11 protein-coding genes are annotated in these 13,468 nt (G+C 65.4%); 7 read left to right on the forward strand and 4 right to left on the reverse strand.

What is annotated here, in order from left to right; all coding sequences use genetic code 11:
* Positions 1–165: 165 nt before the first annotated feature.
* Positions 166–771, reverse strand: coding sequence for a DUF6134 family protein (locus H145_RS0110670; protein ID WP_019948138.1), 606 nt, complete (start codon positions 769–771; stop codon positions 166–168).
* 122 nt (positions 772–893) lie between these two features.
* Positions 894–1,703 carry a DUF547 domain-containing protein gene (locus H145_RS0110675; protein ID WP_019948139.1) on the reverse strand — a complete coding sequence of 270 codons (810 nt, stop codon included), beginning with the start codon at positions 1,701–1,703 and terminating at the stop codon, positions 894–896.
* Between the two features lie 230 nt (positions 1,704–1,933).
* Here H145_RS0110675 and H145_RS0110680 point away from each other — a divergent pair, with 230 nt between their 5' ends.
* The 3 genes from H145_RS0110680 to H145_RS0110690 all read left to right on the forward strand — a co-directional run bounded on the left by H145_RS0110680 (position 1,934) and on the right by H145_RS0110690 (position 4,787).
* Entirely contained in the window at positions 1,934–2,635 is a 702-nt protein-coding gene (locus H145_RS0110680) for a TIGR04283 family arsenosugar biosynthesis glycosyltransferase (protein WP_019948140.1), read from the forward strand.
* Between the two features lie 139 nt (positions 2,636–2,774).
* Entirely contained in the window at positions 2,775–3,794 is a 1,020-nt protein-coding gene (locus tag H145_RS0110685) for an NAD-dependent epimerase/dehydratase family protein (RefSeq protein ID WP_019948141.1), read from the forward strand.
* Positions 3,795–3,797: 3 nt separating this feature from the next.
* Positions 3,798–4,787 carry an SDR family oxidoreductase gene (locus H145_RS0110690; protein ID WP_019948142.1) on the forward strand — a complete coding sequence of 330 codons (990 nt, stop codon included), beginning with the start codon at positions 3,798–3,800 and terminating at the stop codon, positions 4,785–4,787.
* A gap of 117 nt (positions 4,788–4,904) precedes the next feature.
* Here the strand turns inward: H145_RS0110690 and H145_RS0110695 are convergent, their stop codons facing one another.
* A complete protein-coding gene (locus H145_RS0110695; RefSeq protein WP_019948143.1) occupies positions 4,905–6,449 on the reverse strand; it encodes a SulP family inorganic anion transporter in 1,545 nt (514 codons plus the stop codon).
* 354 nt (positions 6,450–6,803) lie between these two features.
* Between H145_RS0110695 and H145_RS24625 the strand changes: the two genes are divergently transcribed.
* The 4 genes from H145_RS24625 (at position 6,804) to H145_RS0110710 (ending at position 12,884) form a co-directional block, all read left to right on the forward strand.
* On the forward strand, positions 6,804–8,144 hold the full coding sequence (locus tag H145_RS24625) for a family 1 glycosylhydrolase (protein WP_205619311.1): 1,341 nt from the start codon (positions 6,804–6,806) through the stop codon (positions 8,142–8,144).
* Positions 8,144–9,073, forward strand: a complete 930-nt coding sequence (locus H145_RS24630) for an SDR family oxidoreductase (RefSeq protein WP_033426123.1) — start codon at positions 8,144–8,146, stop codon at positions 9,071–9,073. Before H145_RS24625 ends, H145_RS24630 begins: the two co-directional genes overlap by 1 nt.
* Before the next feature lie 138 nt (positions 9,074–9,211).
* The gene (locus H145_RS20900; protein WP_071595167.1) at positions 9,212–10,087 is read left to right on the forward strand and encodes a sterol desaturase family protein; all 876 of its coding nucleotides are present in this window, start codon (positions 9,212–9,214) and stop codon (positions 10,085–10,087) included.
* A gap of 133 nt (positions 10,088–10,220) precedes the next feature.
* Entirely contained in the window at positions 10,221–12,884 is a 2,664-nt protein-coding gene (locus H145_RS0110710; RefSeq protein ID WP_019948145.1) for an MGH1-like glycoside hydrolase domain-containing protein, read from the forward strand.
* A 131-nt stretch (positions 12,885–13,015) separates the two neighbouring features.
* Here the strand turns inward: H145_RS0110710 and H145_RS20905 are convergent, their stop codons facing one another.
* Positions 13,016–13,468 carry an ankyrin repeat domain-containing protein gene (locus H145_RS20905; RefSeq protein ID WP_019948146.1) on the reverse strand — a complete coding sequence of 151 codons (453 nt, stop codon included), beginning with the start codon at positions 13,466–13,468 and terminating at the stop codon, positions 13,016–13,018.

The following is a 13,468-nucleotide window of genomic DNA, read 5'->3' on the forward strand; positions in this document are numbered from 1 at the left end:
GAGGAAGCCGAAAAATGACAGTAAAGCAGCACCGGATGAGAGGAGTTCCGGCTACCGGAGTGTTGGGGCCGGGCAGTGGTTTGCTGGGGCGGCCGGAAGCTTGGGGCACGAATTACTCGTCAAGCCCCGCACCTCACCCGTTCAACGAGTGAAGCGGTAGGTATTCTACAGCAGCCGAATTACAAAATTCTTCAGCGGATTCTTCTTAATCAACGTTATCAGCTGCCCGTTCTGGTACTGATACTCATCCTCGCGGCCGGCGCGGGTGGCCTGGTAGCGGCCGGGCTTGCCGGGCTTCACCCCAAAAAAGTCGCCGAAGTACTCGGCAAAAGCCCGGGACTGGCCGGCCGGGGGCTCCGCGAAAAACATATCGGTGACGGTGTAGCGGATGGGCCGGGTTTCGGTGGCCCGGTAGCGGTGCTTGTACTGGTCGGCCACGATGTCGTAGTGGTCCTGCTTCCACTCGGTGCGCGAGCTGAAATTGCCCTGGTTGGTGCGCGCCTGCACCGTGGAGAGGCGCAACTGGCCGTCGGCGCGCACGTAGTTCGTTACCTTATAATAGATGACGAGGTGGTAGAACAGAAAATCCACCTGCACGTCGCTAATGAGGGTACTGATGGTTTCGGGACTCGCCGGTGTGGGCAGCTGGCGGGTGGCCGTCATGGTGCCCACCCGCAGGCCGGCCACCTCAATGGCGTAGCGCCGCGTTTCGGGCGTTTGGGCTTGGGTGAAGACGGGAAGGAGCAGGAGTAGCGAGAGGAATAGCTTCATGCAGACGCTGAAAAACGACTGTCATCCGGAGCTTGCGAAGGACTTTATCCCTTTTGGCTGGCTGTTTTCTCAAACCAGACGGGATAAGGTCCTTCGCAAGCTCAGGATGACAGGTGCTTGAATTACTGCTCGTTCAGGTTCCAGTTGTAGTCCAGGTAGCCAATCCTGGTGTTGTCGGAAATCTTGGTTTTGGCGTACTTGTTCACCCACTTCACCACCGACAGGCCGTTCTTGTTCCAGTCTTCCTTGTACCAGTTGAAGTAGTTGGAAAGCTGGGCGCTCTGGGGATTGATTTTGTTCTTGGTCGGGTCGTTGAGGAAGGCGCGGCCCTGCGCGTCGAGCTGCTGGCTGAGGCGGGCCGCGGTGTAGGCCTCGGGGCGCAGCGCCGGGCACGAGATGGAGGCGCACACCAGCGCAAAGTGAATCCGCGGGTCGTCGAACTTCTTGCGCAGGATGCCGTGCTCGATGTCGTCGAGGCTCATTTTGGTGCCGCCGATACTGAAAAACATCTTTTTCCACGGCTCCCCGATATCCTTGATGCTCTTCAGCGGGTAGTTATTCAGGATGAGCTTGATGGTGTAGGCGTTGTAGGCGTTGATCCAGAACGCCATCTGCTCGGCCTGCGGGTCAGCCGGTTTGGGCGGGTTCTGGCTGAGGCGGGCCAGGTAGGCGTCGAAGGCCTTTTCCTCGCTCTTGAAACCCTTGTAGTTCACGCGGCCCTGCGGGTTGACGTACTTTTTCAGCAGCCGGTCGAAGGCGCTGTGGTCGAAGCCCGCGGCTACGGCCGGGGCGGCTGGAGTGGCCGGGGCGGCAGCCAGCGCGGCCGGGGGCGCCGGGGTTTCGGGCGCCGAAGCGGCCGGGCCGTTGCAGGCCGTAGCCGCGAGGGTGGAGGCGCTGAGGGCCGTCAGGAGCAGGGTGCGGTAGAAAAGCATGCGGGAAATCAAGAGAGGAAAAGATGGGGCGCCGGGCGCGGGCCCTAAGCAGTTGAGGCATACGGACAAAAGCCCGACCGTGGCGACGCCCGGTGCAATAAACGCGCCGTACGGGCCGCCGGATTGCCCGCCCGCGCAAACTAACCGGCCCCGGTGCTACGTATCTGCCGGGCCAGCGTCCTTTCAGGGCCGCCGGAAATTCCGCACCTTGCGCCTCTGTTCAGCCTGCCATGCCCCCCGAGCTTAGCGTCATCATTCCCACCTACAACGAGGCTGCCCACATTGCCGGGCTGGTGCAGCAGCTGCGCCGGCACGCACCGTCGGCCGAGGCCGTGGAAATTCTGGTGGTGGATGCCGCCAGCCCCGATGGTACGGCGGCGCTGGCCGAGGCGGCCGGGGCCACCGTGCTGCCGGCCCCGCGCCCCGGCCGCGCCGCCCAGATGAACCACGGCGCCGCCCACGCCACCGGCCGCATCCTATACTTCGTGCACGCCGATGTCGGCATCTGCCCCGATTTCGTAGCCACCATCAGCCGGGCCGTAGCCGCGGGCCACCCGGCCGGCTGCTACCGCTTCCGCTTCGATTCCAGCCACCCGCTGCTGCGCCTCAACAGCTACGGCACCCGTTTCAAGGGCCTCATGAGCCGCGGCGGCGACCAGACGCTGTTCATCACCCGCGAGCTGTTCAGCCAGCTGGGCGGCTTCAACGAGCGGTTTGTGGTGATGGAGGACTTCGAAATCATCCAGCGCATCCGGCAGGTCGCCTCCTTCCACATCGTACCCGAAAGCGTGCTGGTGTCGGCCCGCAAGTACGAAGACAACGGCTGGCTGCGCGTGCAGCTGGCCAACCTCACGGCCTTCGCGCTCTACTTTCTGAAAGTGGAACCCGCCCGCATCTGCCGCACCTACAAAGCGCTGATAAACCACCGGTAGGGAAGGGTGAGGTAGATAAAAACGTCATTCAGAGCGCAGCGAAGAATCTTGCGGGCTGATGTGAAGCTAGCATTATAATGTCAGCCCGCGAGATTCTTCGCTGCGCTCTGAATGACGTTCTGTTATTTTACAACTACCCGTGCCCGATAGCCAAAAACCCTCAACCATAAACCGGCAACCAACCCTCGTCACCGGGGCCAATGGCTTCCTGGGGCGGCACCTGGTGGCCGAGCTACACCGCCGGGGCCAGCCGGTGCGGGCGCTGGTGCGGCCCGGCACCGCGCCGCCTTTCCCGGCCGGGTGGGGCGTGGGTTATGTGGAAGCCGACCTGAGCCAGCCCGCCACGCTGGCCGGGGCGGCCGCGGGCTGCGGGGCCATCATCCATGCGGCCGCGCTGGCCAGCGTGAACCCGGCCCGCAACCCGGCTTTGTGGGCTGTGAACGTGGAAGGCACCCGCGCCGTGCTGGCCGAGGCCCGCCGCGCCGACGTGGCGCGGCTGGTATACGTGGGCACGGCTAACGTTTTCGGCTTCGGAACACGGGAGAATCCAGGCGACGAAACCCGGCCCTACGCCGGCGCCCGCTACGGCCTCGACTACATGGACAGCAAGCGCGCCGCCACCGACCTCGTGCTGCAAGCCGTGGCCGACGAGCAGCTACCGGCCGTGCTGGTGCACCCCACCTTCATGCTAGGCCCCAACGATGCCAAACCCACCTCGGGCGCTTTGCTGCTGGAAATTGTCCGCGGCAAAGTGCCCGGCTACCCGCCCGGCGGCAAAAACTACGTGCACGTGCGCGACGTGGCCCAGGCCACCGTGAACGCGCTGAATCTAGGCAGGGTAGGAGAGTCGTACATCTTGGGCAACGAAAACCTGAGCTACCACGAAGCCTTTACCCTAATGGCCGATTTGCTGAACGTATCCGCCCCGCGCTGGCCCCTGCCGGCCGGCCTGGCCCAGCTCTACGGTCGGCTCTGCGACCTGCAAACCCGCCTCACCGGCCGGCCCGCTCGCCTGAACGCCGCCATGACGGCCGTGGCCAACGACGGCCACTACTTTGCGGTCGACAAAGCCCGGCGCGAGCTGGCCCTGCCCCAAACGCCGGTAGCGCAGGCCATTACGGAGGCCTTCGCCTGGTTTCAGGCTGAACAGTATATTTGACTTATGTGGAAAGAAAGTCCGGCCCCGGCCGTTTTTGTGCCTGCCCCCGCCGAACCGTCTTCCGCGCCCGTTTTGGTGGTGCCCGCGGCTAAAGGAGCCGCCGTAACCGAAGCCCAACCGGCCGATGAGCCAAACACCACGACTGCCGCCGCTCCAGGCCGCGTCCGGGCGCTGCCCACGGCCGGGCCGCTGGCCGGTAAGGTGGCCATCGTCACGGGCTCCGAGTCGGGTATCGGGCGCGAAACGGCGCGGGCGTTGGGAGCGGCCGGGGCCGCCGTGGTGCTCAACGGCCTGCGCCCCGAGCGCTTGGAGGCCACCCGCCGGCAGCTCGAAGCCGCCGGTGCCACCGTGGCCATCTGCCGGGCCGATATCACCGACTATGCCGCCTGCGAGGCACTGGTAGCCACGGCCGTGCAGGAGTTCGGCCGGCTTGATATTCTGGTCGCCAACGCCAGCATTTCGCAGCGCGCCTACTTCCTCGATATGGCCCCCGAAGTGTTCCGGCGGGTACTCGACAGCAACGTGTACGGGGCCGTGTTTCCGCTGAAAGCCGCCCTGCCGCACCTGCTCGAAAGCCATGGCAGCATCACGTTTATTTCCTCTATTTCGGCCCTGAACGGGATGCCCAGCGGCTCGGCCTACTGCGCCGGCAAGGCGGCCCTCACCAACCTGGCCCACACCCTGCGCCTGGAGCTCGATGGCACCGGCGTGCACTTCGGGGTGGTGCACATCGGCTTCACCGAAAACGACGACGACAAGCGCGTGCTCGACGCCGATGGCCAGCCCGTGCCCATTGCCTACCGCAAGCCCCGCTGGCAGAAAACCCAGGCCGAAGTGGCCGCCATCATCGTGCGCCACATCCGGCGGCGGCGGCAGCGCACCGTTATTTCGGCCTTGGGCTGGCTCATTGCCATCGTGCACACCAACTTCCCCCGCCTCGGCGACTGGGTGGTGCTGACCAGCATGCGCCGGCTGCGCAAGTTTTACGAGTGAGGTTAAACAGGACTTACGCAGCCGGGCAGTAGCGCGAAGCTTCCGCTTCGCGTGTCGTTGAACGACGTCCGTCATCAGTCAGCAACGACACGCGAAGCGGGAGCTTCGCGCTACTGCCTAATACCGCAAATCGGCGCCCGAGACGTGGTAGATAGGGTCTTCCAGAATGTTGACGTCGATGAGGGCGTCGGCGCGCCGAAGCAGGTGGCGGCAGTCGGGGCTGAGGTGGCGCAGATGCACAGTTTTGCCCAGGCGGTGGTAGCGTTCGGTAAGCTTGTTGAGGGCTTCGATGGCCGACATATCGGCCACCCGGCTCTCGGCGAAGTCGATGATGACCTGCTGCGGGTCGTCGGCCACGTCGAACTTCTCGCCAAAGGCCTGCACCGAGCCGAAAAACAGCGGGCCGAAGATTTCGTAGTGCTTCACGCCAGCCTCGTCGAGGTGCTTGCGGGCCCGGATGCGGCGGGCATTCTCCCAGGCAAACACCAGCGCCGCGATAATCACGCCGATGAGCACGGCCAGCGCCAGGTTGTGCAGCACCACCGTTACCAGCGTCACGGTCAGCATCACCACCAAATCGGCGACGGGCATGCGGCCGAAAGTGCGTAGCGAGGCCCACTCAAACGTGCCCACCGACACCATAATCATCAGCCCGGTGAGGGCGGCCATCGGCACGCGCTCAATCAGCGAAGCGCCAAACATGATGAACACCAGCAGCATCACGGCCGCCACCACGCCCGACAGCCGCGCCCGGGCCCCCGACGAAATATTGATGAGGCTCTGGCCAATCATGGCGCAGCCGCCCATACCCGAAAACAGGCCCGAGAGCATGTTGGCCGCGCCCTGGGCCACGCACTCCTTGTTGCCCCGGCCGCGGGTTTCGGTGATTTCGTCAATCAGGTTCAGCGTCAGCAAACTTTCAATCAAACCCACCCCGGCCACGATGGCGGCATAAGGGAAAATGAGGCCCAGCGTGGCGAAGGTGAACGGCACGGCCGGGATGTGGAACGGCGGGAAGCCGCCCTGAATCGAGGCAATGTCGCCCACGGTTTTGGTATTGATGCCCAGCCCGATAACCAGCGCCGACACCACCAGCAGGGCCGTGAGCGAGGCCGGCACCACCTTGGTGAGGCGCGGCAGCCCCACAATAATGGCAATGGTGAGGCCCACCAACCCCAGCATGGTGTAGAGCGCCGGCCCCGTCAGCCAGTGCAGCCCCCCATCGGCCCCGACGGCCTGAAACTGCACCAGCTGCGAGAGAAAGATGATGATGGCCAGCCCGTTGACAAAGCCGAACATCACCGACTGCGGCACCAGCCGGATAAACTTGCCCAGCTTCAGCACGCCCGCCAGCACCTGAATAGCGCCCGCCAGGATAACGGTGGCGAAAATGTACTCGACGCCGTGGGTTTTGGCCAGCGCCACCAGCACCACGGCCACGGCCCCGGTCGCCCCCGAAATCATGCCCGGCCGGCCGCCCAGCACCGACGTCACGAGGCCCATCACGAAGGCGGCGTACAGGCCCACCAGCGGCGGCACCCCGGCAATAATCGAAAACGCCACGGCCTCCGGAATCAGGGCCAGCGCCACCGTCAGGCCCGAGAGGATTTCGTTTTTGTAGTTGACTTTGTACTGCGTAAAGTAGTGCAGAACCTGTTGCATCGGCGGAAAGTGGGAGAGGAGCGGGGCCAAAAAGAAAAGCCGCCCACCCGGTTACGGAGCAGCGCGGCGGCAAATAAACAGCCCGGCGAAAAGTGAGAATCCGGCGGAAGTCCCGCCCGGGCAAAGGTAGGCATTGACGCCTGCTCCGCCGCCCCCGTTTTGGCCGGGTGCCCACCGCCTGTCGGCGCCGTTGCGGCAAGTCCGGAGGTCGGCAGGCGGGAAAACCGGGGTAAATACCCACGCGTTCTGTGGTTAATACGGCATCCCGGAGCTTGAAATGCGGGTATAAAAGAAGCGCCCTCCTCGGCCCGGTGCGGGCGGCAGGATGCGCTTTCAGTCACGAAATCAGCCTGAATGGAGAACGTAGACCTTTGGGGCGGCGTGGAATGCACCTGCCGACGCGTGGGCGACGCCTATTCCGACCAGCTGGCGCGCAGCGGCCACCGCCACCGCCTCGCCGACCTCGACCGTTTCGCCGAACTGGGCCTGCGCACGCTGCGCTACCCGGTGCTGTGGGAGCACGTGGCCCCCGACAGCCTGGAGCAGCCCGACTGGCGCTGGCCCGATGAGCGGCTGGCCCGCCTGCGCGAGCTGGGCATCGAGCCCATCGTGGGGCTGGTGCACCACGGCAGCGGCCCGCGCTACACGGCCCTCGACCAACCCAATTTCGCCCCCGAGCTGGCCCGCTACGCCGGGTTGGTGGCCGCGCGCTACCCCTGGGTGCGCTACTATACCCCCGTCAACGAACCCCTGACCACGGCCCGCTTCAGTGGCCTCTACGGCTTGTGGTACCCCCACGCCACCGCCGACGCGGCCTTCGTGCGCATGCTCTACAACCAAGTGCTGGCCACCCGGCAGGCCATGCAGGCCATCCGGCGCGTGAACCCGGCCGCCCAACTCGTGCAGACCGAGGACCTGGGCCAGGCGCATTGTACGCCCGCGCTGGCAGCCCGGGCCGAGTTTGAAAACCACCGGCGCTGGCTGACCTTCGATTTGCTGAACGGCACCGTAACGCCCGCCCACCCCCTGTGGAACTACCTGCGCGAGCACGGCCTGAGTGAAGCCGAGCTGACCGATTTGCAGGAAACCCCCTGCCCGCCCGATATTCTGGGCATCAACTACTACCTCACCAGCGAGCGGTTTTTAGATGACCGCCTGGCCCTGTACCCCGGCCTGGGCGCGGCCCCGGCTACGCCCGACCGGCCGGCCTACGTGAACGTGGAAGCCGTGCGCGTGCCCGACGCCCAGGCGGTAGGGCTGGCGGGGGTGCTGCAGGCGGCCTGGGCCCGCTACCGGCGGCCGCTGGCCGTAACCGAGCTGCACCTCAACTGCACCCGTGAGGAGCAAATGCGCTGGCTGCACCAGGGCTGGCAAACCGTCAATCGGCTGCGCGCCGCCGGCGTGGAGGTGCGCGGCTTCACGGTGTGGTCGTTGCTGGGGGCCTACGATTGGGACAACCTGCTGACCCAGGACGGGGCTTCTTACGAAAGCGGCGTGTTCGACCTACGCGGTGGGGCGCCCCGGCCCACCGCGCTGGCCCGCATGGTGCAGGGGCTCATCCGCCACGGCCACTACCAGCACCCGGTGCTGGCCGGGCGCGGCTGGTGGCAGCGGCCCCTGCGCTTTTATCCTGCCCATCAGCCGCCCGTACGGCAATCTGTTTCTGAGCCTGTTTCCGAGCCTGCTTTGGTATGATGAAACCAAACTCAACTACCACTGCCGCCCTGCCCGCCGATGTTCCGCCGCTACTCGTGGCGGGGGCCGCGGGCACGCTGGGCCGGGCGTTCCGGCTCGTGTGCCGGATTCGGGGCCTGCGAACCGTGTGCCTTGGCCGGGATGAGCTGGACATTACCAGCGCCGACTCCATTGGCCAGGCGTTGCGCCGCTACCAGCCCTGGGCCCTGGTGAATGCCGCCGGCTACGTGCGGGTAGATGCCGCCGAAACCGATGCGGCCCGCTGCTTCCGCGAAAACACGCTGGGCCCGCTGCTGCTGGCCCGCGCCTGCGCCGCCCAAAACCTGCCGCTGCTCACGTTTTCCTCCGATTTGGTATTCGACGGCCGGCAAACCCACCCTTACCTGGAAACCGACCCGGCCCGGCCGCTGAACGTATATGGCCACAGCAAGCTCCAGGCCGAGCAGGCCGTGCTCAGCCGGCACCCGCAGGCGCTGGTGGTGCGCACCAGTGCCTTTTTCGGGGCCTGGGACGAGCACAACTTCGTGCACCACGCCCTGAGTGCGGCCCGCCAGAACCGGCCCTTCGCCGCGGCCGACGACCTGCGGGTGTCGCCCACCTACGTGCCCGACCTCGTAAACACCGCCCTCGATTTGCTGCTCGATGCGGAACACGGCCGCTGGCACCTGGCCAACGCGGGCGCCTGCACTTGGGCCGAGCTGGCCCAGCAGGCCCTGCGCACCGCCGGCCTCGACCCCGCCCTGGTGCAGCCCCAACCCGCAGCCTCGTTTGGCTGGCCCGCCGCCCGGCCCAGCTTCAGCGTACTGGGCAGCCTGCGCGGCCAGCTGCTGCCCAGCCTCGAAAGCGGCCTGCACCGCTACCTGGCCGATGAACAGCTGCTGCATTCCGAGCCCCCGCCCGCGTACCTGCACGAAGCGCACGACGCGTAGGCAGAAAGTACGGCGTAGTCTGGGAAGAAGTCGGCTGCAATGGGTTATTTGCGGGGAGTTCGCGCTGGCGTTACCGTTTCAGGCCAGCCAAGCCGATTCCTCCGGCAAACCGCCTCCCGATCCTCTTTAGCCCTCAATATGTCCCTGCTGCCCGTTTCTCACCCCTTGCTCAAGCGTTTCGATAAGTATGCCACACCCGTGCTGGCCGTGCTGGGGCTGGGCCTGCTGCTGCTCGAAACCCGCAAGCCGCTGCGCCGCCGCACCCGGCCCCGTACCGAGCGGTGGGTGCGCAACGTGGTGCTGGCCGCCCCCTCGATGCCGGCCATGCGCCTCACGCTGCTGCCCGCCATGGTGGGCCTGGGCCAGCTGATGGCCCCCTACCGCCCGCCGCTTTCGCGCCTGCCCGAGCCCGCCCGGCTGCTGGCCGAAGTGCTGCTGCTCGATTACCTGGGCTACTCCTGGCACCGGCTGCTGCACTCGCCGCTGCTCTGGCGCCTGCACCGCGTCCACCACTCCGACCTCGACATGGACCTGACCACCGGCTGGCGCTTCCACTTCGGCGAGATGCTGGCCAGCATTCCGTACCGGGCCGGTATTGCGGCCCTGCTGGGCGTGCGCGGCTCCACGGCCCTGGGCTTCGAGGTGGTGTTTGAGGCCTGCACCGCTTTCCACCACAGCAACTGGGAGCTGCCCTACGAAGTGGAGCGCCGTTTGGCCCCGGTCATGGTCACGCCCCGCGCCCACGGCATCCACCACTCCATGGTCGACCGCGAAACGCAGAGCAACTTCGGCGTCGTGCTCACGCTCTGGGACCGGCTGCACCGCACGCTGCGCCTCAACGTACCCCAGCAGCAAATCACCATCGGCGTGCCCGCCTTCGCCGACCCCGCCGGCCAGACTGTAGCCCGCCTGCTGGCCATGCCCCTGGAGCCGCTTGATGAATGGGCATTACCGAACGGTGAGGTGCCCGAACACCCCGCGTACGCCGGGCCGCTTACGGCGCTGGCGAAGTAGGTTTCGGTGTCTGGTTACCAGATTTCAGGCTCCTCAGTGGCCGGCAACTGGTAACCCAGTACCTTTACCGGCGTAACAGGGCCTGATTTTTGGTATCCTGAACCGGCGGCCCCTGGCCGGCCCGATTCTATTTATGACGCACGAACAAACGCGGCTGGCCGACGCCAACGCCCTGACCGCTCCCTGGAAGAAATTCGGCCCCTACCTTGCCGAGCGGCAGTGGGGCACGGTCCGCGAAGATTACAGCCCCGACGGGCAGGCCTGGAGCTTTCTGCCCCACGACGAGGCCCGGAGCACCGCCTACCGCTGGGGCGAGGACGGCCTGGGCGGCCTCTCCGACGACGAGCAGCGCCTGTGCCTGGCCGTGGGCCTCTGGAATGGGCAGGACGAGCTGCTGAAAGAGCGCCTGTTCGGCCTCACGAACCCCGAGGGCAACCACGGCGAGGACGTGAAGGAGTTGTACTACTACCTCGACAGCACGCCCACGCACTCTTACATGCGGATGCTCTACAAGTATCCGCAGGCCGAATTCCCGTACGAGCAGCTGCGGCGCGAAAGTGCCGCCCGCACCCGCCAGGACCCCGAATTTGAGCTGCTTGATACCGGCGTGTTCGACCAGCAGCGCTACTTCGACGTGTTCATCGAGTACGCCAAAGCCGGGCCCGACGACGTGCTGCTGCGCATTACGGCCCACAACCGCGGCCCCGAAGCGGCGCCGCTGCACGTGCTGCCCCAGCTGTGGTTTCGCAACACCTGGAGCTGGGGCTACCCCGGCCAGGAGGCGCGGCCGGTGCTGGCCGCCCACGCCCCCGGCACCGCGCTGGCCGCCCACCCCACCATGGGCCAGTACTTCTGCTACTGCGACCAGCCCGAAGCGGAGCTGCTGTTCTGCGACAACGACACCAACTACCACCGCACCGGCAGCCTGGCCGACTACCACAACCCCGGCCGCTACTTCAAAGACGGCATCAACGATTACGTGGTAGGCGGCGACCCTACGGCCGTGAATCCGGCCCGCCGGGGCACCAAAATGGCCGCCCATTACCAGTTCGAGGTGCAGGCCGGCGAGTCGGTTACCGTGCAGGTGCGCCTGTCGCAGAAGGAGCTGGCCCAGCCATTTGCCGATTTCGGGGCCCTGGTGGAGGCCCGGCGGCAGGAGGCCGATGCGTTCTACGCCGAAATTCAGCAGGACCTGCCCGACAACCCCGACGCCCGCAACGTGCAGCGCCAGGCCTTCGCGGGCATGCTCTGGAGCAAGCAGTTCTACTACTACGACGTGGCCCAGTGGCTCGATGGCGACCCGGCCCTGCCGCGGCCGCCGGCTACCCGCCGCAACAAGGGCCGCAACCACAACTGGCGCCACCTGCGCAACCACGACGTCATTTCGATGCCCGATACCTGGGAATACCCCTGGTATGCGGCCTGGGATTTGGCCTTCCACTGCATTCCGCTGGCCATGGTGGACAGCGAATTCGCTAAAAACCAGCTCCGGCTGCTGTGCCGCGACTGGTACATGCACCCCAACGGCCAGCTGCCGGCCTACGAGTGGCACCTGTCGGACGTGAACCCGCCGGTGCACGCCTGGGCCACCTGGCGGGTGTACCAGATGGACAAAAAGCGCAACGGCCACGGCGACCCGGCTTTTCTGGAAGCCATGTTCCACAAGCTGGTGCTCAACTTTACCTGGTGGGTGAACCGCAAGGATAAAAGCGAGCGGAACGTGTTCGAGGGCGGTTTTCTGGGCCTCGACAACATCGGCGTGTTCGATAGGAGCGCCCCGCTGCCCACCGGCGGCCACATCGAGCAGTCGGACGGCACGAGCTGGATGGCCATGTTCGCGCTCAACCTCATGCGCATTGCCATGGAACTGGCCCGCACCAACTCGGTGTACCAGGAAATGGCGGGCAAATTCTTCGAGCACTTCCTTTATATCGCCGACGCCATGACCCGCGGCGGCGACGGCCAGTTCAATCTCTGGGACGAGGAAGACCAGTTTTACTACGACGTGCTGCACACGCCCGATGGCGCCCGCACCATGCTCAAGGTGCGCTCCATCGTGGGCTTGATTCCACTGTTTGCCGTGGAAGTTATTGACGAGCAGCTACTCAGCAACCTGCCTGATTTCACGGAGCGGGCCCGCTGGCTGCTCGAAAACCGCCCTCACCTGGCCCTGCTCGTGTCGCGCTGGCGCGAGAAGGGCCCCGGCACGGGCCAGGGCGCCCGGCACCTACTGAGTTTGCTGCGCCGCTCGCGCCTGCGGGCCCTGCTGCACCGCATGCTCGACGAAACCGAGTTCCTCTCCGACTACGGCATCCGATCCTTATCGCGCGACCATCTGGCCAACCCCTACGTGTACCACACGCCCGAAACCGACTTCACGGTGCAGTACGTGCCCGGCGAGGCCGAAAGCAGCATGTTCGGGGGCAACAGCAACTGGCGCGGCCCCATCTGGTTTCCCATCAACTACCTCATCATCGAGTCGTTGCAGCGTTTTTACGCCTACTACGGCGACGCCTTCCAGGTCGAGTACCCAACGGGCTCGGGCAATATGCACACGCTCCAGCAGATTGCCGAGGCCCTGTCGGAGCGCCTGACGCGGCTGTTTCTGCGCAACGAGCACGGCCTGCGCCCGGCCTTCAACGGCGACGAGTTGCTCCAGACCGACCCGCACTTCAAAGACCACCTGCTCTTCCACGAGTACTTCCACGGCGACACCGGCCGCGGCCTCGGCGCCAGCCACCAAACCGGCTGGACCGGCCTCGTCGTGCGCCTGCTGCGCTACCAGGGGTATGAGTAGGGTGGGTTAAGGGAAGAACATCTGTCATCCTGAGCAGCGCGAAGGACCTATACAGAAGGCAACATCAGACGTTAGCCTCTGTATAGGTCCTTCGCGCTGCTCAGGATGACAGATGTGCTGGTTTCAGCAGCTTAAATCCGACTCTTTATCAGCTTGACCACCTGCTCGTTTTCGCCTTCTTTGGCGGCGGCCAGCACATCTTTGCCGTCTTTATCCTTGGCTTTAGGGTTGGCGCCGTTGGCCAGCAGGAATTCTACCACGTCGAGGCTGCCGTTGGCGGCGGCGGCCATCAGCGGGGTCATCTGGAAGGAGTCGGTTTTATCCACCTGCGCCTTGTTTTTGAGCAGCGCCTTCACCACGTCGAGGTGGCCGTTGCCGGCGGCAATTACCAGAAAGGTAGTGGGGAAGCCGGGCATCATTTCCACCGGCGCATTGGGGTCGGTGCCGGTGGCCAGCAGGGCGTCCACCTCGGCCGGATTATTTTTGACTACGGCGGCGTACACCTTCTGGGGCGGGGCGCTCTGGGCCCGGGCCAGCAAAGTAGTAGTCAGAAATAGCGTAAAAACGAGAAGAAGTTTTTTCAT

Source organism: Hymenobacter aerophilus DSM 13606 (genome assembly GCF_000382225.1).
GTDB lineage: Bacteria > Bacteroidota > Bacteroidia > Cytophagales > Hymenobacteraceae > Hymenobacter > Hymenobacter aerophilus.